Here is a 21039-nt window from a genome sequence, read left to right on the forward strand (position 1 = left end):
GCCATTTCGCACAGTTGAAACCGGGCTGACACTTTTCCCGAGAACAGATAAAACCTGTCTTAAGGCCAGTCGTCGGCCTGTGCCGTGCACAGTACACTAAGCACTCTTTTGACAGGAGTGAGTATGGGACTGGCCCTCGTATCGACCTTTGCCGGGCAGGGCGTGAATGCGCTGCCGGTCACGGCCGAAGTTCATCTGGCCAACGGCCTGCCGGCGTTTCAGCTGGTGGGCATGGCAGAAACCAGCGTTAAAGAAGCCCGCGAGCGGGTACGCAGCGCGCTGCTCACCTGCGGCTTTGACTTTCCTGCCAAGCGTATCACCGTGAATCTGGCCCCGGCCGATATTGCCAAAGCGGGCGGCCGCTTTGATTTACCCATCGCTATCGGCATTCTCGCCGCCGCCGGATACCTTTCACAGGAACAACTGGACAACTGTTATCTCATTGGCGAACTGAGCTTAAACGGGGAGCTCAAACCGGTGCAGGGGGTGATTCCGGCATTGATTGCCAGTGCAGAAAATAACCGTGCGCTCATCTATCCGGGAGACAATGACATTGAAGCAACGCTGGTCACGCAGGCAACGCGACTGCCGGCGTTTGATTTACTGGCCGTGGTTCATCACCTGAGTGGTGAACTGGCATTACGTCAGAGCCCGGAGATGCCGGCCGACGCTGCACCACCAGCCCTGCCCGGATGGGACGACATCATCGGCCAGCAACAGGCCAAGCGAGCCTTGCAGGTCGCAGCAGCAGGGGCGCATAACCTGCTGATGCTTGGTCCGCAGGGAACCGGCAAAAGCTTACTGGCCAGTCGCCTGGCGTCGCTGTTACCGCCGCTTACAAAGCAACAAGCGCTTGAGGTGGCCAGTATCCTGTCGATCCGCGGCGAGCCGGTGTCACCGGCCCGTTTTCTGCAACGGCCTTTTCGCTCACCGCATCATACCTGCTCGGCCGTTGCCCTAACGGGCGGTGGCAGCATTCCGATGCCGGGTGAAGTGTCCATGGCACATCACGGCATTCTGTTTTTAGACGAACTGCCAGAGTTTGGCCGCCGGTCTCTGGATGTCCTGCGCGAACCGCTGGAAACCGGCGACGTACACATTGCCCGGGCCAGTGGTCAGGCAACGTTCCCAGCCCGCTTTCAGCTGATCGCCGCTATGAACCCCAGCCCGACCGGCGATATTGATGACAACCGGCTAACCCCACAACAGCAGCTAAACTACTTAAACCGGCTGTCAGGCCCGTTGCTGGATCGTATTGATATTCAGGTTGAAGTGCCCCGGCAACCGGATTACCTGCTTTGTTCACCCGACCCGTCGCAACCGGATTCGATGCTCACCGCCCGTGATGCAGTGATGGAAGCCGTGACGCAACAGCACGCCAGGCAGGGCAAAGCCAACGCCCATCTGGCACCAAGCGAGCTGGAAAAGGTCTGCTACCTTGATGCGGCCGACCTAAGCTTCTTACAGCACGCCGCCAGCAAATTAAAATTGTCGATGCGGGTTTTTCATCGCACCCTGAAGGTCAGTCGCACGCTGGCAGATTTAGAAAGTGCGCAGCGGGTGCGCCGCGAACATATTGCAGAAGCACTGGGCTACCGGGCTCTGGACAGGCTGATTCATCAGCTCAGTGCAACCTGAAGAAAGGCATGCAGCATCGGTTCGTTTTTAGACCGCTGTTGACAGCAGATCCCCAGCGCGTATGGCTCAATATCGTCCACCCGTATCTGCGTCACCGCACTCGCCATACTGGAGTGATCAAGGACTACCTTGGGCACAAAACCAATGCCACATTCCAGTGCCACCATGCTGACGATAGCTTCATTGCCTCCGACAGACGCGTAGACATTGGGTCGCACACTGTGCTCAGCAAACCAGTGGTACACCGTACGACGGGTCGGTCCATGCTCGGGCATGATTACCGGATGCTGTGTCCAGTCGATTTGATCTAACTGCGTCAACCGCCAGTCACGCGGCGCAATAAGCACCAGTGGTACCGGCTCCAGTGGCGTGAAATGCAGATCGGTAGGAAAATCGGGGGTATGAATTGCAATTGATAAATCACACTCCTGCTTCTTTACTTTGTCGATAGCCAGCGAGGGATCGCCGGTAAGCAGACGGATATCCACGCCGGGATGGTGCTGACGAAAACGGCGCAGCAGGGCTGGAAGATGACTCTGACTGGCAGTTACCGAGCAGAACAGACTTAGCTCGCCCTGCAGGGCTTCACTGTCATCGCGCAACTCATCTTTTAACTGTTGCCAGTCTTTCAGAGCCCGTGTACTGAATGCGAGCAGCTTATGCCCGCTATGGGTCAGGGCTACCTTGCGGTTGTCCCGTTTAAACAGGATACAGCCACACTCATCCTCAAGACGTTGAATAACCCGGCTTAATGTCGATGGCGATACATACATGGCCTGGGCCGTTTCACCGAAATGCAGGCTGTTGGCCAGATGAGAAAACAATTGCAGGCTTCGAAAATCCATTAGCGTTTCACTTTTTGAAATATTACATTGCGAATATATCATTTTTAAATATAAATAAAATCGGATAGTCTCAGAATCGTCGGTGTAACACTGTCAGAACAGGCCTCTGTTACCTGGGCCGCCCACGCCAGAGGCGTGGTGCATGACATAATTGTGTTCGGAATTTTTATGGCTAATTATTTCAATACCCTGTCGCTGCGTGAACAACTTGACCAGTTAGGTCGCTGTCGGTTTATGCGGCGTGATGAATTCAGCGAAGGCTGCGCAGCTCTCAAAGGCAAGAAAATTGTCATTGTTGGCTGTGGCGCTCAGGGGCTGAATCAGGGACTTAATATGCGTGACTCAGGGCTGGATGTAGCGTATGCGCTGCGCCAGGCCGCGATTGATGAAAAGCGTGAATCCTATGAGCGCGCCACATCCAATGGCTTCACTGTGGGCACTTACCAGCAACTTATCCCCGAAGCGGACCTGGTGTATAACCTGACGCCGGATAAGCAGCATGCCAGTGTGGTAGAAGCAGTCATGCCGCTGATGCAAAAAGGTGCGGCACTGGGCTACTCACACGGATTTAATATTGTTGAAGAAGGCCAGCAGATCCGCAGTGATATTACGGTAGTGATGTGTGCGCCAAAATGTCCCGGCACCGAAGTGCGGGAAGAATATAAACGCGGATTTGGCGTTCCCACGCTCATTGCCGTTCACCCGGAGAATGATCCGGACAATAAAGGCTGGGATATTGCCAAAGCGCTGGCCAGTGCAACGGGTGGCGATAGAGCAGGTGTACTGGCGTCCTCGTTTGTCGCTGAAGTGAAATCTGATCTGATGGGTGAGCAGACAATCCTGTGCGGAATGCAACAGGTGGCGGCGGTGCTTGCCTATGAAAAAATGGTCGATGACGGCATTGACCAGGCTTATGCTGCTGCGCTAATCCAGTTTGGTCTTGAAACCATCACTGAAGCGTTAAAAATTGGTGGCGTCACCAATATGATGGACCGCTTATCAAACCCGGCCAAGCTAAAAGCGCACGATCTGTCAGAACGGCTGAAAGTTGTGCTTCGCCCTCTGTTTGAAAAGCATCAGGATGACATTATCAGCGGTGAGTTTTCACGCACGATGATGGCTGACTGGGCGAACGGTGATGCCAACCTGCTGAAATGGCGGGAAGAAACCGCTCAGAGTGCGTTTGAAAAAGCCCCTGAGTACACGGGCAGCATTGATGAACAGACCTTTTTCGACAACGGTATTTTACTGGTTGCCATGATCAAATGCGGCGTTGAGCTGGCTTTTGATGTCATGGTTGAAACCGGCATTTTGCCTGAGTCTGCGTATTACGAGTCTTTGCATGAAACACCGCTTATCTCTAATACCATTGCCAGAAAGCGCTTGTACGAAATGAATGTGGTGATTTCAGATACTGCCGAATATGGTAACTATCTGTTTGCTAATGCCGCCATTCCTCTGCTTCGTGAACAGTTTATGCCGTCTGTGGATACCAGCTTGATTGGCAAGGGCCTGGCGGTTTCCTCCAATAAAGTTGAAAACAAGCGGCTGGTGGAGGTCAATGACACCATTCGTGCCCATGGTGTCGAACAAATAGGCGCGGTGCTCCGTGGCTATATGACGGATATGAAAGCAATTATTGATTGACGATGGCGAGATCCTGACAAGGATCTCAACGCCTCCCTGTTTCTGTCGTTAGGTGCTTTAAAAAGCCCTTTTGCCCGGTCATTCTGACCGGGCTTTTTTATGCCTGCCTGAACTATTGTTACCTAATAGCTACACATTAAAAAAACTTAAATATCATACAGTTAAAGATTCGTGTTGATCCCATTTGATGGCAACGAGTACAGCTATACAGGCCCAATGAATGAGTGTTGCCAATAACTTACATGCTGACCGTACTTAATCAGTTAAGTCTCTGAAATTTAACTGGTTGCAAACCTTGGCACGTACTTTGTAACTGGTACTTTGGTGAATCTCACCTAATAATAAAACACTTGCTTATCAGAGGAAAAATCATGCAATTCTCCCCGTCCAGAATTACGCAGATGGGTGACTGGTTATTTGAAGTGAAAATGGTCAGAGCCCTTAAAACATCGCATTTTGGCGAGCCTTATTCATCGGTGGCGATGATGACCATTAATGGTGAACAGGCGTATATCGACACGCAAATGTCGCGTGCTGACGCTGAGTTCAGCCGACAGGACTTCACGACCTTTTATCGTTTCTGCCAGGAGATGGAGCTATCTCAGGTACACTATGACAAAGTGCGCCAGGGGATCCGTATCCCCCGTATTGTTGATATTTCGCCGTCAAACCGGTCTGCCAAGATCAAGCTGGTTAAATAACGCTGCGGTTAAGGAAGTTCTTACCAGGAGATTAGCCATTGCCTGCGAAACCTGCCTTGCGGCTACGCACTTCAGGGCTCGCTGAGTAATGACAGACCTAGTCGCCTCTTCCTTAGTTTGTCAGGTATCTGTGTTCGCTGAGCAGGGTGTTGCGCGCTCGGCCATGCGTACACATATGCCGGCAAGCACGAAAAATACCAGAAACCCTAAACCGATTGGGTAGAGCGTACCGTTTAAGAAGCTGTCGACAAACAACGCTATAGGCACCGAAAACAGACTGGATAGCGAACCAATGATGGCTGCACCTAACCCGGCCATGTCACCGAGTGGCTGCATGGCCATGGCGTTGAGGTTTCCAAACAGAATGCCGACGAAAAAGAAACCGGTGAACATGATCATCACCGTCAGCCACAACGGTGGCAGCCCTGCATAGGAAAGCAGAATAAAATTGAAGATCACAGCGAATACCGTCACGCCCACCAGCGCAACCCGGCATAGCGTGCGCATACCAAAGCGCATCACCATCTGACCATTGAAAAATGAAGCAATACCAATGGAAAACGCCAGTGTCGCGAAAATAAACGGAAACAGCTTACCGGCCTGATAATAGCCCTGAAAAATGGTCTGGGACGCACTCAGGTAAGCCAGAAACGCCCCAAAAATACACCCCATCGCCAGTGTATAGCCCATGACCGAGGCATGCGTGAGAATGTACTTCGAGGATGACAAAAAGCGTGTGAATGAGAAACGCTGGCGGCGCTGTCTGGGCAGCGTTTCTGACTGTCGGGTAAAAAACCAGGTACCGGCCAGAAAGGCGACGATCAGAAACAGGCTAAAAATATGTGGCCATGAGAAAAACAGCAGAACGGTCTGACCCACAATCGGTGCAAGCATGGGGACCAGAATAAACACCATCATAATGAATGACATGACACGCGCCATGGCATCGCCCACATACAGGTCCCGGATGATAGCCATGGCCGCAATACGCGGACCGGAAACGCCAAAGGCCTGTACTACCCTGCCGATAAGCATCGTGGTCATGGTTTGAGCGGACATACAAATCAGTGTACCGACAACAAATATGGTCAGGCCCAGTAAGATAGCGGCGCGACGTCCACGAGTGTCGGCAAAGGGGCCAAAAAACAACTGGCCAACCGCCATGCCTGCGAAGAACAGCGTGACAATCAGATGTGCCTCACTGGCATCGTTGGCATGCAGTGCTTCGCCGATGGCATCCAGCGCTGGAAGCATGGCATCAATGCTCAGCGCCACCAAGGATGTCATGGTCGCCATCAACGCGACAAACTCCACCAACCCCAGACGCTTCTTCGCGACGGGTGACACCGATTCCTGTTGCTGCATGACACTCCTGCTGGAATATACTGGCAGGCCCAGAGCAGGCCTGCCTGAAAAGATCAGAGTATACCAAACTGACCGCAATAATACGCTGTCAGGCTGTGCTGTTTATCGTATCAGTCGGCGCTTCCCCCGCGTGGCTGTGTGGATAAGTGGGATTTTAAAAATTTATCCATCGCTGCAAAAGTCGCATGGCGGTTTCGCTGAATCGAGAGGTAATGATCACCCGCTTCAAGCTCAATATACGTCACGTCTTTATCATAATCGTCAAGCTCATCCACCATGTCCCGGCTTTGATTGACATCGACTACGCGATCTTCGTCACCATGAATAAGCAGAATGGGCGCTATTACTTTTTCTGCGTGGTAATACGGCGAACGGGCTTCCAGATCGTCGTAATCATCCCCTATCTGATTTTTCACAAAAGTACTGTTAGTAAATTGGCGGCTGCGAATCACCAGGTCCTTTAGGTTTCCGACACCGGCGAAGCTCACTGCGCACTGAAATAATGCCGGCGTTTTGACCGTCGCCATCAGCGCCGCATAGCCCCCGTAACTGGCCCCGACAATACACATGTTGTCGCTACTGGCATACCCTTCTTTCACCATCCACTTAGCAGCATCGGTGATATCATCCTGCATGCCAAGCCCCCACTGTTTCATCTGGCTTTGCGAAAAGCTGTAGCCATAGCCGGACGACCCTCTGAAGTTAGGCCGCAATACGGCAAACCCCTGCGCAGTAAAATAGGCGGTCCAGTAATCAAAACCACGGGTGTCACGCACCCCTGGCCCGCCATGGGGATGAATGATAGTTGGATAGGGTGCGCTGCCTGTGGAAGGCAAGGTGAGGTATGCCTCAATCTGCACATCGTCACGCGCGGTGTAAGTGATTCGCTGATGGGGCGAAAGCTGGTCTGAAGGTATGCCGCCGTATTGCTGAAACAGCACATCAAGCTTGCCTTTTTCACGGTTACCATAGAGATAAATCCCCGGCGTGGTATCACTTTCTGAATACAGCAGGTAACTGTTTTCATCGTCGCTGAAGCTGACCAGATAGTTATCCATATCGCTTAAGGCTTTATCCAGCCCTTCCTGAAGCGATTTGTAGCGATCATCCCAGTAGTGGCGTCCACGATGCCGCACACCAATAGCGTCGCGGGTCACCGGCGAATAAATCAGGCTGCCATCGACGTCATAGTTGGGATCCGCCAGCACCTCTTCTGACTGGTTAGTCTTCAGGTTTAACCGATACAGTACCTGATGGTCATTTTTGTAGGCCCGGTAGTAGAGTATCTGTGGGTCTGCGCCAAATCCAATGGGCTCTACCGGCTTGTCGGTCATGATATTAAACGCAAATAAGGTTCGCCAGTCACCGTCTTCTTCCAGCAGTAACACCTCCCGCTCACCGGTTTTATTGTCCAGCGACACACCAATACGTACGTTGCCCTGCTGGTCACTGATCCAGTCGCGAATTTGCATTTTACCGCGAATCAGCCGGCTCGCATTGGCATTATGAATATTGACCTTGTAGACCGATGGCATATGCGGCACTTCCACATCAATGGCCATCAGAATATGATCAGGATCATCCACCAGCCAGTCGATAACCTGATCCTGAAACTGCGGTACATAGTTGGGGTGGCTGGCACGCCGGCTGAGACGGCTCCAGTTAATCAAATTGACAGCGTCACCGCCATCAAAGGGCATACTAAATAAACGGGTACTGTAATACTTTGTTGCCCTGTCACGCGATTCATAACGGCCACTGATAACCAGTGTGTCGTTATTGGCCCAGTGAAACCAGTTAATCTTTACCTTTTCATTATCTGATGTAACCAGATAGTGCGACTCACGGGTGTTGAGATCGAAGGTCGCCAGCAGCGACACCGCATCCGGATTGTTGCCATTGCGAACGTACGCAACACGTTCGCCGTTGGGTGACAACACAGCGCGCTCAAACTCAGGGAGCCGGCTAAACAACTCCGCCGGAAGCTGTGGGGTGGCAACCGTGTCCGTGTCTGCCTGGCATGTCAGCGGCAGCAGCAGGCCCAGTGCAGTAACAAGTGCAAGCAGTCCTTTCATCGATCCTCTTCCTTACTACGACGTATCTGCATCAGAGCAACTGAACGTGCAAATGCGCTGCCCGTCCTTCAGTTTCTTCCCTGACAATCAGGATAAATTACCATGTTTTTGCGGTTAGTCAGACTGTTTTTGGTATCAGGCAGGGGACATATCGGTTTATAGTCAATCACGTGACTGGCATACGACAGCCCCCGGCAGGTAGTCTGCATTAACACCGGAGGCTCCAGTAACACGCACGCTGCGTGTCACGGCCTCTGCTGTGGTAAAGTAGCAGGCTAAGCCGAACACCGTTACAGCAGACCATCCCTGGCCGGCGCTTTAGGAAAGAGAATTAGTTACAGCAATGAGTTTGATGAGTAATTTTGGACATGCAAGACACACGGCAACCTCATTGTTTCTGATCCTGACATCTGTGTGGCTTCTGCTTGTATTCAGTCACAGCGCGGCGGCGGTCACTTACACCATCAGTGGCATTAACGACGACAAAATCAAAAACAATGTGCGGGTACATCTTAATAATATGCAGGTGGAACCGGGCTTACTGGAAGATATCTACTGGCAGGATGAATTAAAGTCTACCGTGGCCACCGCCGTGGAGCCCTTCGGCTACTACAATGCTGTCACCGATGTAGAGGTGACCGGTGAGCAGGCGGTAAGTGTCACGGTGACACTGGGTACACCGCTGAAAATTTCCAATGTGACCCGGGAGATCATCGGTGCTGGTCGCGAAGACCCGGTATTTCGCAAAAAGTTTAACAGCTTCCCCCTTAAGAAGGGCGATATCATGCTGCAGCCTGCGTATGAATCGTTCAAGTCTTCCATGTTCAACCATGCCTTGTCTCACGGCTATTTTGACTACTCCTGGCAGGCCACCCGGCTGGACTTGGTTCGCGAGCAGCGTGAAGCCAATATCCTGTTGATTGCCCAGAGTGGTCCCCGTTATCGTTTCGGTGAGATTAAGATCATTGGTGAGGACAAAGCCAAAGCTATTATAAAGCGGCTCAGCCCGTTTAAACCCGGCGAGCCTTATTCTGCGTCAAAACTGACCAGGTTTAACCGGGCCCTGAATCAGTCGGGCTACTTTACCCGGGTTATCGCCCGGCCGGTTGTAAAAGACGCAGAGGGACTAAACGTGCCAATTGAAGTGTCGGTGCAGCACCGCCCCCGGGATATCTTTGATGTCGGCATTGGTGCGGCTACCGACACCGGGCCGCGTCTAAAGCTGGGCTGGGAACGCCCCTGGGTCAACTCCCGTGGCCACTCGCTTAACGCCAATATGTTTGTGTCAGCACCGGAGCAGTCTCTGACCACCGACTACCGGATCCCCATGGACAACATTTCAACGGACTACATCAGCCTTCAGGCCGGTTATCAATTTGTGGAATACGAAAATTCAGAAACGGAAAGTGAGACTCTGTCGGTGTCCGGCCACCGCTACTGGCAGGCGCAGGATTCTAACTGGCAGCAGGATGTGTCGCTGACCTATTTACGTGAAACCTATCTGCAGGGCATTGCGCCGGAGGCAACCACGTCGCTCATCATGCCCGGCTATGGCATTCGTTTCCGCGACAAGGATGATGATCTGAATATTTCAAACGGCACTTATGTGTCGCTGTTAGCCCAGGTGGGCAGAGATAATCTGGGTTCAGACATAAATTTCGCTAAAGGCGTCGCCGAGGCGATTCTTATCCGCACCTTCGCCGACAAACACCGTTTTACGCTGCGCAGCGAACTTGGCGCAATTGAAACCAATAACTTTGATCGAGTCCCTGCCTCACTGCGCTTTTTTGCCGGGGGGGATCGCAGTATTCGTGGCTTCGCCTACCGTGATGTGTCACCCAAAGCGCTGCTCGTCAATCCGGTTACCGGCGAAGAGAGCCTGGATCCCATCGGTGGTAAATATCTGGCGACAGCCGGTGTGGAATACGCCTACCAGGTTGCTCAGAACTGGCGGGTGGCGGCATTCACGGATGTGGGTACCGCGACCAATGATCTCGATCAGGCACTGACTTACAGTGTCGGTATGGGCGTGCACTGGATCTCTCCGGTTGGACCGGTGCGTGTGTATGTCGGACGTGGCTTTCCTACAGAGGGTGATCCGACATTCAGGCTGCATATCATTCTTGGGCCGGAGATTTTATGAGAAAACGCGTCCTGTCATTGTGGCTGCTGGCCCCGTTTGTCCTGATACTGGCAGTGCTGGCGCTGCTGATGAGTCCGCTTGGCACCCCAATTATTCGCTATGCAGCAGTTTCGGCAGTACCGGGCCTCACTATTGAGGATATCAGCGGCAGCCTGGCGCACGATCTGACGCTGACGGATGTCCGCTGGCAGGATGATATCTGGCAGGTGCAGACCGACAGCGCTACCGTCAATATCGCCTGGCGCTGTCTGGCGGCGCCCCGGGTGTGTGTAGAAACACTGTCGGCCACGGGCGTGCGGGTTACACAACTCGCGACGCCGCCTGAATCCACAGATCCCGCATCTGAAGAGCCCTTAACCCTGCCAGTACCGGTGCGCGTAAATGATGTCACGGTTAACGACCTGTCAGTAAATTTACCTGCGCAGGAAATCGCACTGGGACGCCTGTCGCTCTCTGCCACTGCGCATAAGCGGATTGTGCTAACCAGCCCTCGCTTACAGGAATTAACGGTCGTGCTGGCGCAAAGTCAGCCCCCTGACAGCAGCGATCTGCCCGATACCTATGCACTGTCCTATACACCACCGGACTTACCAGAAGTCCGTGTGCCGATCCCCATTGAGATTGACGATTTTTTGCTGGAAAACGCAACCCTGAAGCAGGGCGACACGCCGCAATCCCTGTCGCGGCTGGCGTTTGACGCCCTGGACTTTGACACCCATACCCTCACCATCGATGCGGTGGATGTGGTCCATGAAAAGGGCAGTGTGCAAAGCAGCGCGCAGGTCACGCTGAGCGACAACTATCCGCTTGAACTGGACCTGGATGCCACAACCCAGGTTGACGGCAGCGAACAAACTGTCAGCCTCAGCGCCAGCGGCGCCGCCGATGCATTGCAGCTCAACGTGGATGCTGACGGCATGCTCACCCTGTCGATGGCGGCCAGCGCCAACCTGCTGAGTGCGTCGTTGCCGCTTGAAATAACGGCTAACTGGCCGTCGCAGGGTCTGCCGCAGCTGGAACAGGGCGCGCTGAAAGCCGGTAATCTGAGTTTGCGCGGTACCATGGGAGATTATCAGTTACTCACCGACAGCACGGCCGTTATTCCCCAGATAGGGGAGATCCCGTTTACCGCAGATGTTGTGCTGAACACCCGCAATGTGAAGGTCAATAAACTTAATGCGTCATTGCTTGGCGGCGACATCGTTAATACCGGTACCCTGTACCTGCATCAGCAACTGTCCTGGGATGGTACGACCCGGCTTACCAATATTTCTGCCGACACGCTGCATGCCTTCGGCCCGACTGCGCTGTCCGGTCAGTTCACCAGCCTGATGCAATTAACAGAAAAGGGAATAGAAGCCAGCATTACAGATCTGAATATCAGCGGTAAGCTGCGCGATGCGCCGCTCACGGTTGACGGTACATTTGTCTACTCGCAGCCTAGTGACATTATGGTCGGTAACCTGAACGTCGAACAGTCACAAAACCGTGCCAGTATTAATGCTCAGGTATTTAACCAGCGCTACCTGAACGCAGATCTAAAACTAAACGTGGTAAATGCATCGGCGCTCTATCCGCAGATCACGGGCCAGGGCAGCGGCGATATTACTGTGTCCGGTCCCTGGACTAACCCGGCGGCAAACGGCCAGATTGCCTTTGCCAACCTGCGCATCGACCCGGCAGTAAATGAGGCACTGGCTAACCAGGGCGCCATGAACGGCAAGCTCGACATTGACGGCGCACTGGATACACATACGCTTGAGCTCACTTTGGTGGTGCCGGATCACCGCGCACACCTGGTGGTAGATGGCCAGTGGCGCAGCGATACGTGGCAGGCACAGATTCAGGAAAGCCAGTTGCAGATACAAAACACGCAGTGGACGCTGGAGAACCCGTTCTCGCTGACACTCACGCCGGAGCCAATGCGTCTGAAAGCCAACACGCATTGCTGGCTGTCACGGGCAGATGGCGAATTGTGTATCAATGCGCTTAGCTACAGGGACAATAATGCGAACTGGGATATTCTGGCACAATCACTGCCCATAGGATTATGGGCACGGGAGCTGGCACCGGACATCGTCGCGACAGTCAATGACACAACGCTGAGTATCTCTTCAAGTGGCCGCTATCAGGCCGGGCAGCCGGTCGACGCTGCCTTCCATGCTGAGATTACCCCCGGTACCTGGCGACTCGGTAAAGACCGGCAGGTTACCTTGTCCTTAAGTCAGTTTGTGACCGACGGTACCTACAAAGACGATGCGCTGAACGCTGTCAGCAACATCGTCAGCCCTGAGCTGGGACAGGCCAGTGTGAATATTACCACCAACCCACTGGCAGACTCTCCGCAGATCAATGGCCATATCCGCCTTTCTGATATCAGCGTAGCGCCGCTGCGGCCATTATCGCCCGCTATTCGTGAACTGACCGGCACGTTAAATGGTGACATTCGCATTGCCAGAGCCGAAGGCTTACCTGAATTGTTTGGTCAGCTGCGTATTGAAAATGGTGCCATTGATGTAAAGGATACCCCGATAACCCTGCAGGACTGGCAGCAGACGGTGACGCTGAACGGCACAGATGCATCGTTTGACGGAACCTTCCTGCTAGGCGGTGGCGAGGGCTCCCTCAACGGAGATGCAACCTGGGACGACGAGCCTGAAGTATCCCTGACCCTCAAAGGCAAACAGTTTGAGGTGCGCCAGCCCAACATGCGTTTTCAGGTTTCACCGGACTTATCTGTTACAGCATCGCGGCAGATGCTTAATGCCAGCGGCAGTATCAGTATTCCCTGGGCCCGCATAAAAATTGAAGAACTGCCCGAAAGCGCCGTGTCGCCATCCAAAGATGTGCATTTGCGTGGCGAACCACCACCGACAGACCCGCTGGATAGAGTCGACGCCACCATTATGGTGAACATTGATAAAGCGAAAGCCGGACAGGTCAGACTGGAAGGCTTTGGTGTTAAAGCGAGTCTGCATGGCGCGCTGGAGATACAGACACAGCCGTCCCTGGTTGGGTTTGGAGATGTGCGGGTACTGGAAGGCGCGTACTCTGCTTATGGTCAGAACCTGGTCGTGCAGACCGGTGAAATTCAGTTTAACGGTCCTATCGATCAACCCATGTTACTGATAGAAGCCGTGCGCGAACCGGCTAAAACTGACGATGGTGTCATTGCCGGGATCCGGGTTGATGGCACGGCAGACAGCCCGTCTGTAAATTTGTTTTCTGAACCGGCCATGGATCAGCAGGCGGTATTGTCCTATTTGCTGACCGGCAAAGGGCCGGACTCCGGCAGCACCGACCCCAATTATAATGCGTTACTGCTGGGCTTTGGCTTATCCAATACCGAATCGCTAACGACGCAGGTTGGAGACGCACTGGGCATTGATGAATTCAGCTTAGGCACCAATGAGTCCCGCCTGTCGGTCACCGGCCAGATTAATGACCGCTTGTCAGTAGAATATAACGTGGATGTTGGCCTGTCGAAAAATGACGATACGTCGCGCAATTTGCGGCGTCGTCAGGAGCCACCCGATCTGGCATTGCGTTACAAGCTGCTGCCGCGGCTATTTCTGGAAGCCATACAAACCACCATAGAGGACGAGTCTGAATTTGCCCTGGATTTGTACTATGAGTTTTTCTTAGGGACAAACGGCGAAGATGAAGGCGACCGTGACGATGAGCAGGAGTGAAGATAGTGCAAACGGGGTTATCAACACGCTCGCCACGTCAGACTTCACATACGTCACGACACGCTGTTTCGCTGTTGCGCCGCCAGTTGTTTCGCCAGCCGGGTAAACCGGCGCTCCCGCAGTAGTGCCCAGCGATAGAAAACCGCCATCAGACAACACATCCCCAGCAGTGCGCCTGCTACCACTGGGTACCGGTCTGGCGTCATCTCACCCCGGACAAACATCACCAGATAAAAGACCGCAATAAACAGCGGGGTTAGCCAGGCACTATGGCGGGTAAGCCAGGCGATTCGGGCATTGTTCTGCATCTGTCGGGTAAGCTGATGCAGGTACTCTGTGGTGGTTGAGGCGCTGCCAAATGCAGCAATCCGGCGCAGCCACAGTAAATAGCCCACGACCGGTAACAGCACCATCCCTAACCCGACCAGCATGCCCGCCGCCAGCGGCGAAAACGACGCCCACCCCAGCCATACCAGCAAAATTGCTGGCAGCATGCCAAGTACATCCAGCAGCATATAACAGCGCTGCTTAATTACCTGCCCTCGAAAATCCTGTTTTATCTGAGCAATATCAACGTCTGACACTGGCTGTGACTGCCACAGTTCGCTCAGCTCTTCATTACTGTTCATTGGAAAGTCTCCTGCTCAGGGTCTGTTTAGCGCGATTAAGCAACACACCGACATGGCTTTTTGTCAGACCACACACCTCTGCAATTTCATCGTAGCTCAGACCCTCAAGCGACAGGGTCAGCACCTGCCGGGAGGGGAGTGGGAGGGTCCGGACGCAGGTCAGCAATGCGTGCATTTTTTGTTGTTGCGCATACGCCATATCCGGCTCACTATGATCGCTTGCCTCGGCCTGAGGCATCTTTGCCATATCAATTTCATCGCGTCGCCTGACCTGACCGGCAATATGGCTTACTGCCCGGTTATGGGCAATTTTCAGTACGTAGGTTTTAAGGCTGCTGTTACCCTTAAACCGCTCCAGTCCCTGCCAGACTGCCAGCGCTATTTCCTGAAGCAATTCCTGTCTTATTGCGTCATTGGCTTCATAGGTACTGGCCACCCGGCTTAGCAAGCCTCCATAGTCTTTGATTATCGTGTCAAAATCATGATTCACAGCGCGTCCTGAAGCGGTAAGTAAAATGCCATTTGCACCTTCCCTAGTCAGCCTGCCCACAGAAAAATTACACAAACTGTAATTTTTTTGTGCTGGCGGTGACTGTAGAGATGACACCTGGGGAGGATACGACACCGTTTACGCTGTTACATCATCCCTGATCCTGACATCACCTGGAGAATACTATGGAAGCAATAACGTTTATATCTTTAATTAGTGTGGTTATGGTGGTTGGGCTTATCAGCAGTTATCTGGATGCAAAGTACCAGTGGCGGCTGACCGACTATTTTAACGGGCAATGCAGCAATCCGTTTAAACGTAGCGAGACCGGGGCGTTAAAACAAAAGCTGGCGGAAAAAGACGCGAAAATTGATGCGCTGAGCGAGCGGATTGCAACGCTGGAGGCCATCGTTACTGAGCCGGCCTATGAGCTGAAAAAGCAAATCGACGCACTTAAATAATCATGGTGGACTGCTTAAGAGCGTAGCCGGTGCGCTGTGATGCTTATTGCGGCTGTGCAATAAAGTCGCTCAGCTGACTGACCACCGAATTTAGCAGACGCTGGCGCGACGCCGTCGCAACCCAGGCATTGTGCGGCGTTATCAATAAATTGGGTTTGTCATACTGCAACAGCGGATGATCCTCGGGCGGCGGCTCCTGACTTAACACATCCAGCGCCGCGCCACCGAGTCTGCCGCTGTCCAGTGCGTCCAGCAATGCCGCCTCGTCAATGAGTCCGCCTCGCGCAGTATTTATTAGCAGGCAACCAGGCTTCACCTTCGCAAGCAGTGCGGCATTGACCATGGCACGGGTGTGCTCGCTTAACTGGCAATGCAGACTCAGTACATCTGCGTCAGGCAGTAAATCCTTTAGCGGCGGGCGAGGGTCATCGGCGTTGCCGGGCCTTGCTGCAATGCTGACTTGCATGCCAAGCGCCGCGAAAAGCTGCTCAACCCGCTGACCCAGCGCACCATGCCCGACAATTACCGCATGTTTGCCGGCCAGTTCAGTGACCGGATGATCCAGCCTGCAAAAATGCGGCGACTGTGACCATTTCCCTGCGCGTACATCCTGGTAGTAGTCGACAAAGCGTGCCGCCAGATTGAGCAGTAACATCAGGGTGTGTTGCGCCACTGCATCGGTGCCGTAACCGGCCACATTGCGCACTGTGATGCCACGCCGCTCGCAGACCGTCAGATCCACATTGTTCATGCCTGTTGCGGTAATACCGATATATTTGCAATGAGATGCCTGCGAGAGAACGGTCTCATCCAGCACCACTTTGTTGGTGAGAATAACCGTTGCGTCTTTCACCCGAGCCTGCACCTGATCAGGCCGTGTGGTCTCATAGCAGGTGAGATCAATGGCAAGGGCATCCAGTTGTGCGGTATCCAGATCAGACAGGCCCAGTGAGCCGGCATCGAGAAATACGGCCCGCATCATAATGCATCCGCCAATGTTGAAAGCGTGTCTTTAAGTTGTGCCGGAATTGGTACCGCGTTGTTAGTTTCGCGGTCTACAAACACATGCACGAAGGTGCCATGGGCAACACGGCGCTGCGCGTCGCCGGCATACACTGATAAACCGTAGGTGACCGAGCTGCGCCCGGTTTTCACCACCCGCAGACCGACATAAATCGTCTCCGGGTAGGCGGCAGGCGACAAATACTGACACTGCGAACTGACCACGTAGGCAACAATACGCCCGTTGTGAATATCGAGGTTACCCTGTTCAATAAGAAAGCGGTTCACAGCCGTATCGAAAAAGCTGTAGTAGACCACGTTGTTGATGTGGCCGTAGGCGTCGTTATCCTGCCAGCGGCTGGCAATGGTTACCTGATACGGATAATCGGACAGTGCGGGAACCAGTTCAGTCATAATTATTCCAAAGCGTGATCGTCGTTCATGCAGCCGGTCTTTGTCACAACACCGGCGGTTAACTATGTAATCAATACCATATCGTCGCGATGCACAACTACATCGCTGTTGTCGTAGCCTAGCACGTCTCGAATCGCCACCGAGCGTAACCCCTTAATTTTGTGAAGTTCATAATGATCATAAAGCGCCAGTCCTTTGGCGATTACCGTATCATTGCACTTCAGATCGACCGCATCGCCGTTTTTGAAGTGACCACTTACTGACAGCACACCTATTGGCAGTAGCGAGGCTCCCCGCGATACTACGGCATCACGTGCGCCCTCATCAATATGCAGTATACCGCGTGTCTTAATGGTATGCGTCAGCCACAGTGCACGCGCTTTGCTGGCCGACTGCTGCGGCGTAAAGTGCGTGCCAGGTATGCGCCCCTGACTCAGCGCATCGAAGGTGGCAGCGTCACGCCCGTTTACGATCAACGTTTGTATTCCGCTCTTTGCACAGACCGATGCTGCCTCCAGTTTGGTGCGCATACCGCCGGTACCCAATGCGGTGCCTGCTCCGCCAGCCAGCGCCATAGTTGCCGCCGTTATCTCAGACACATGCGGTATCAGCGTGGCGGTGGCATCACGCCTGGGGTCGGCGCTGTATAGCCCGTCAATGTCCGAACAGATGATCAATGTGTCGGCCTGGGCTACCAGCGCAGTAAAAGCGGCCAGATTGTCATTGTCGCCAACTTTCAGCTCGTTCACCGCTACTGTATCGTTTTCATTCACTACCGGCAGAGCCTGGTGGCGCAGCAGTTCTCGCAGGGTATTTCTGGTATTCACGTAGCGGGTGCGGTCGCGCAGATCATCGGCGGTCAGCAGTACCTGGGCGCAGGGAAAGTCAAAGAAGCGCTGCCAGTTTGCCATCATCTGCATCTGCCCAATGGACGCCATAGCCTGCTTTTCAGCGATAGTTGCCTGGTGGGTGACCGGTACGCTGCGCCGTCCAGCGGCAACGCTGCCCGACGAGACCAGAATAACCTCTTTCCCGGCCTTACGGCTTGCCGTGATGAAACCGGCAATTGCAAGCAGATACTGGGCACTGCAGGCATTACCGTCAGGGGCAATGAGGGCACTGCCAACCTTAATTACGGCGCGCTGCCAGGAGAATGTCTGCATGATGAATCGCTATCAGGGTTTTATCGCCCAAGAATACGACAGTCCGGTGAAGAAGCAAGAGAAGATGCGAATAAGTCTGTCGTCGCTCAGCGAGTCCCGAAATGCGCAGTCGCAAGGCGGATAACGCGGCCACACTGCGCATCACAGCAGAACTTACTGTACACCCAGTTTTGCGGCAGACACTGGGCAATGTGCGTTCAAAAACTGGTAATTGGCCATGACTTTTCGTTACTCTGTAACACTTTGCAATCTTACTATTTACAATTCCGAGGATTATGCATGCGTACCAGTAAACGCCGCCTGGGTTGGTTAGTACCGGTGATTGCTGCGCCTGTCATCACTCTGATGGCGCAGCTTCCCGTTGCCAATGCAGCGATAAAACAAACAAAAGGCGACTTTGAAGATAAATTCAGACAACTTGACGAAGTGCTGCCTACACCAAACGTTTACCGTAACGCGGCCGGCGAGCCGGGGCATCAGTACTGGCAACAAAAAGTCGATTACGACATTGATGTAACCCTGGATGAAGACAAGCGCCGTATTGAAGCTACAGAAACCATCACCTACCAGAACAACGCACCGGATACCCTGAAGTATCTGTGGATCCAGCTTGACCAGAATAAATTCCGCGATGACTCTATGTCAGCCCTGACCACGACCTTTGGTGGCATTGGCAACCGTGGGCCAGCGACCCGTTCGGCAAGTGGTGACAAACCTGCGCAGCTGAGCATGGGCGCGCTGCGTCGCCAGCAGTTTGTGGAAGACCATGAACTGGGTTATGACATTTCCCGTGTTGAAGATGCTAACGGCAACGACCTGCATCATGTCATTGTCGGCACGCTGATGCGGGTGGATTTAAACAGCCCCCTAAAACCCGGGCAACAGGTTACCTTTGATATCGATTTTGCTTTCAATATCGTTGAGGAAAACGCGGTAGCGGCACGTGCTGGTTACGAGCACTTTCCCGATGATGAACGCGAGGGTGGCAATGATATCTTCCTGCTGGCTCAGTGGTTCCCGCGTCTGGCCGCCTATACTGACTACGAAGCCTGGACTAACAAAGAATTTATCGGCCGCGGCGAGTTTACGCTGGAATTTGGTAACTACGACGTGGAAATGACCGTGCCTGCGGATCATATCGTGTCGTCTACCGGTGAACTGCAAAATCCTGATGAAGTGCTGACCAGCACTCAGCGTGAGCGGTTGGAAGAGGCAAAAGATGCTGATCGCACGGTGTTTATCGTGACGGCAGAAGAGGCCCTGGAAAATGAAAAAGCCGGTACCGACAAGCAAAAGACCTGGCACTTTAAAGCCGAGAATGTACGGGACTTTGCCTGGGCTTCATCACGTAAGTTTATGTGGGATGCACGCGGTTATCAGCAGGGCGGTGACGTACAGCCTACCGTGATGGCGATGTCGTTTTACCCGAAAGAAGGCGGCGACTTATGGAAGAAGTATTCCACCGAAGCTGTTATTCATACGATGGATGTTTACAGCCGTTTCAGTTTTGACTATCCCTATCCGGTTGCCCAGTCCGTGAATGGTCCGGTAGGCGGCATGGAATACCCCATGATCACCTTTAACGGTCCGCGCACCGAATTACGCGATGATGGCAGCCGTACCTATTCGCTGGCCGAAAAGCGCTTTTTGATTGGTGTGGTTATTCATGAAATCGGGCATATCTACTTCCCCATGACCGTGAATTCTGATGAACGCCAGTGGACTTGGATGGATGAAGGCTTAAACAGCTTCTTAGACGGCGTGGCCGGTCGCGAATGGGATCCGAACATTCCGTGGGGCGTAGAGCCACGCGATATCACCGGCTACATGAAGTCGTCCACACAGGTACCGATTATGACGCAATCAGACTCGGTACTGCGTTTGGGACCCAATGCCTACACCAAGCCAGCCGTGGCACTGAACATTCTGCGCGAGACGATTCTGGGCCGTGAGCTGTTTGATTTTGCCTTTAAAGAGTACGCACAACGCTGGATGTTTAAACGTCCGACGCCGTCTGATTTCTTCCGTACTATGGAAGAAGCCTCCGGTGTTGATCTGGACTGGTTCTGGCGCGGTTGGTTCTACACCACCGATCACGTCGATATCAGCATTGATAGCGTGTATAAACTGCGTCTGGATACCGAAGATCCGGACATCGACTTTGCCCGTGAACGCCAGGCAGAGAAAGACAAGCCGCAATCGCTGACCGTAAAACGTAACCGTGAAGAAGGTCGTGAGCTGTGGGTCGATCGTTTTGAGGACATCAGTGATTTTTACGACGAGAACGATCGTTACACAGTGACCAACAAAGAGCGCAACAAGTACCGTAAATTCCTCAATAAGCTTGAGCCGTGGGAACGTAAGGCGTTTGAACGGGCAGTGCGTGAAGATAAAAACTATTACGTGCTGGAGTTCTCCAATCAGGGCGGGCTGGTCATGCCTATCCTGCTGGAACTGGAATTTAAAGACGGCACCAGCCGTGAAATGCGGATCCCAGCAGAAATCTGGCGCCGCACACCAAAAGCGGTCAGCAAGCTTATCGTCACAGAGAAAGACGAAGAGCTGGTGAGCGTAACGGTGGATCCGCACTGGGAAACGGCGGATGTGGATGTGGAAAATAATCATTATCCGCGCCGTATTATTCCCTCGCGCATTGAAGCGTATAAGTCAAAGTCCCGGGACACCTACGAATACCGTGACATCATGCACGATTCGACCACTGAGCTGAAAACCGACGACGATGACGACAGTGACAATGAAGACTAGTCGCACTG

At 53.2% G+C, this 21039-nt stretch carries 15 protein-coding genes; 7 read left to right on the forward strand and 8 right to left on the reverse strand.

Annotation, left to right across the window (positions count from 1 at the left end):
* Positions 1–123 precede the first annotated feature (123 nt).
* On the forward strand, positions 124–1638 hold the full coding sequence (locus tag IE054_RS13620; protein WP_189407308.1) for a YifB family Mg chelatase-like AAA ATPase: 1515 nt from the start codon (positions 124–126) through the stop codon (positions 1636–1638).
* Here IE054_RS13620 and ilvY read toward each other — a convergent pair.
* A complete protein-coding gene (ilvY, locus tag IE054_RS13625) occupies positions 1620–2483 on the reverse strand; it encodes an HTH-type transcriptional activator IlvY (protein ID WP_189407310.1) in 864 nt (287 codons plus the stop codon). The two genes, IE054_RS13620 and ilvY, sit on opposite strands and share 19 nt — an antisense overlap.
* 168 nt (positions 2484–2651) lie before the next feature.
* On the opposite strand from ilvY, the gene ilvC reads away from it, so the two are divergent.
* On the forward strand, positions 2652–4130 hold the full coding sequence (gene ilvC / locus IE054_RS13630; protein ID WP_189407312.1) for a ketol-acid reductoisomerase: 1479 nt from the start codon (positions 2652–2654) through the stop codon (positions 4128–4130).
* A 371-nt stretch (positions 4131–4501) separates the two neighbouring features.
* Positions 4502–4831, forward strand: a complete 330-nt coding sequence (locus IE054_RS13635) for a hypothetical protein (protein WP_229805161.1) — start codon at positions 4502–4504, stop codon at positions 4829–4831.
* 120 nt (positions 4832–4951) lie between these two features.
* On the opposite strand, the gene IE054_RS13640 is transcribed toward IE054_RS13635, so the two are convergent.
* Both IE054_RS13640 and IE054_RS13645 read right to left on the reverse strand, forming a co-directional pair.
* Positions 4952–6196: a multidrug effflux MFS transporter gene (locus IE054_RS13640; RefSeq protein ID WP_189407314.1), complete on the reverse strand. Its 1245-nt coding sequence runs from the start codon at positions 6194–6196 to the stop codon at positions 4952–4954.
* A gap of 110 nt (positions 6197–6306) precedes the next feature.
* A complete protein-coding gene (locus IE054_RS13645; RefSeq protein WP_189407316.1) occupies positions 6307–8271 on the reverse strand; it encodes an alpha/beta hydrolase family protein in 1965 nt (654 codons plus the stop codon).
* A gap of 352 nt (positions 8272–8623) precedes the next feature.
* Here IE054_RS13645 and IE054_RS13650 point away from each other — a divergent pair, with 352 nt between their 5' ends.
* Both IE054_RS13650 and IE054_RS13655 read left to right on the forward strand, forming a co-directional pair.
* Positions 8624–10414: an autotransporter assembly complex protein TamA gene (locus tag IE054_RS13650; RefSeq protein ID WP_229805163.1), complete on the forward strand. Its 1791-nt coding sequence runs from the start codon at positions 8624–8626 to the stop codon at positions 10412–10414.
* Positions 10411–14106 (forward strand): translocation/assembly module TamB domain-containing protein, encoded by a 3696-nt coding sequence (locus tag IE054_RS13655; RefSeq protein ID WP_189407320.1) that lies wholly within the window; start codon positions 10411–10413, stop codon positions 14104–14106. Before IE054_RS13650 ends, IE054_RS13655 begins: the two co-directional genes overlap by 4 nt.
* A gap of 53 nt (positions 14107–14159) precedes the next feature.
* Here IE054_RS13655 and IE054_RS13660 read toward each other — a convergent pair whose 3' ends face one another.
* Positions 14160–14735: a hypothetical protein gene (locus tag IE054_RS13660; protein WP_189407323.1), complete on the reverse strand. Its 576-nt coding sequence runs from the start codon at positions 14733–14735 to the stop codon at positions 14160–14162.
* Complete coding sequence (locus IE054_RS13665; protein WP_189407324.1) at positions 14725–15225, reverse strand: RNA polymerase sigma factor; 501 nt, start codon at positions 15223–15225, stop codon at positions 14725–14727. The genes IE054_RS13660 and IE054_RS13665 overlap by 11 nt, the downstream gene beginning before the upstream one ends.
* Before the next feature lie 185 nt (positions 15226–15410).
* Here IE054_RS13665 and IE054_RS13670 point away from each other — a divergent pair, with 185 nt between their 5' ends.
* On the forward strand, positions 15411–15686 hold the full coding sequence (locus tag IE054_RS13670) for a hypothetical protein (RefSeq protein WP_229805165.1): 276 nt from the start codon (positions 15411–15413) through the stop codon (positions 15684–15686).
* Between the two features lie 43 nt (positions 15687–15729).
* On the opposite strand, the gene IE054_RS13675 is transcribed toward IE054_RS13670, so the two are convergent.
* The 3 genes from IE054_RS13675 to proB form a co-directional block, all read right to left on the reverse strand.
* Positions 15730–16668: a D-2-hydroxyacid dehydrogenase gene (locus tag IE054_RS13675; protein ID WP_229805166.1), complete on the reverse strand. Its 939-nt coding sequence runs from the start codon at positions 16666–16668 to the stop codon at positions 15730–15732.
* On the reverse strand, positions 16665–17102 hold the full coding sequence (locus IE054_RS13680; RefSeq protein WP_189407326.1) for an acyl-CoA thioesterase: 438 nt from the start codon (positions 17100–17102) through the stop codon (positions 16665–16667). Before IE054_RS13680 ends, IE054_RS13675 begins: the two co-directional genes overlap by 4 nt.
* Before the next feature lie 62 nt (positions 17103–17164).
* Positions 17165–18265, reverse strand: coding sequence for a glutamate 5-kinase (gene proB / locus IE054_RS13685; protein WP_189407329.1), 1101 nt, complete (start codon positions 18263–18265; stop codon positions 17165–17167).
* 279 nt (positions 18266–18544) lie between these two features.
* On the opposite strand from proB, the gene IE054_RS13690 reads away from it, so the two are divergent.
* On the forward strand, positions 18545–21031 hold the full coding sequence (locus IE054_RS13690; RefSeq protein WP_189407331.1) for a M1 family metallopeptidase: 2487 nt from the start codon (positions 18545–18547) through the stop codon (positions 21029–21031).
* The last annotated feature ends 8 nt before the right edge of the window (positions 21032–21039 follow it).

The sequence above is a fragment of the Alteromonas halophila genome, assembly GCF_014651815.1.
GTDB classification, from domain to species: domain Bacteria; phylum Pseudomonadota; class Gammaproteobacteria; order Enterobacterales; family Alteromonadaceae; genus Alteromonas; species Alteromonas halophila.

What these genes read in the sequence shown, in the direction of transcription:
- IE054_RS13620 (WP_189407308.1), top strand. Translation starts at nt 124, where the DNA reads ATGGGACTGGCCCTCGTATCGACCTTTGCCGGGCAGGGCGTGAATGCG.
- ilvY (WP_189407310.1), bottom strand. Translation starts at nt 2,483, where the DNA reads ATGGATTTTCGAAGCCTGCAATTGTTTTCTCATCTGGCCAACAGCCTG.
- ilvC (WP_189407312.1), top strand. Translation starts at nt 2,652, where the DNA reads ATGGCTAATTATTTCAATACCCTGTCGCTGCGTGAACAACTTGACCAG.
- IE054_RS13635 (WP_229805161.1), top strand. Translation starts at nt 4,502, where the DNA reads ATGCAATTCTCCCCGTCCAGAATTACGCAGATGGGTGACTGGTTATTT.
- IE054_RS13640 (WP_189407314.1), bottom strand. Translation starts at nt 6,196, where the DNA reads ATGCAGCAACAGGAATCGGTGTCACCCGTCGCGAAGAAGCGTCTGGGG.
- IE054_RS13645 (WP_189407316.1), bottom strand. Translation starts at nt 8,271, where the DNA reads ATGAAAGGACTGCTTGCACTTGTTACTGCACTGGGCCTGCTGCTGCCG.
- IE054_RS13650 (WP_229805163.1), top strand. Translation starts at nt 8,624, where the DNA reads ATGAGTAATTTTGGACATGCAAGACACACGGCAACCTCATTGTTTCTG.
- IE054_RS13655 (WP_189407320.1), top strand. Translation starts at nt 10,411, where the DNA reads ATGAGAAAACGCGTCCTGTCATTGTGGCTGCTGGCCCCGTTTGTCCTG.
- IE054_RS13660 (WP_189407323.1), bottom strand. Translation starts at nt 14,735, where the DNA reads ATGAACAGTAATGAAGAGCTGAGCGAACTGTGGCAGTCACAGCCAGTG.
- IE054_RS13670 (WP_229805165.1), top strand. Translation starts at nt 15,411, where the DNA reads ATGGAAGCAATAACGTTTATATCTTTAATTAGTGTGGTTATGGTGGTT.
- IE054_RS13675 (WP_229805166.1), bottom strand. Translation starts at nt 16,668, where the DNA reads ATGATGCGGGCCGTATTTCTCGATGCCGGCTCACTGGGCCTGTCTGAT.
- IE054_RS13680 (WP_189407326.1), bottom strand. Translation starts at nt 17,102, where the DNA reads ATGACTGAACTGGTTCCCGCACTGTCCGATTATCCGTATCAGGTAACC.
- proB (WP_189407329.1), bottom strand. Translation starts at nt 18,265, where the DNA reads ATGCAGACATTCTCCTGGCAGCGCGCCGTAATTAAGGTTGGCAGTGCC.
- IE054_RS13690 (WP_189407331.1), top strand. Translation starts at nt 18,545, where the DNA reads ATGCGTACCAGTAAACGCCGCCTGGGTTGGTTAGTACCGGTGATTGCT.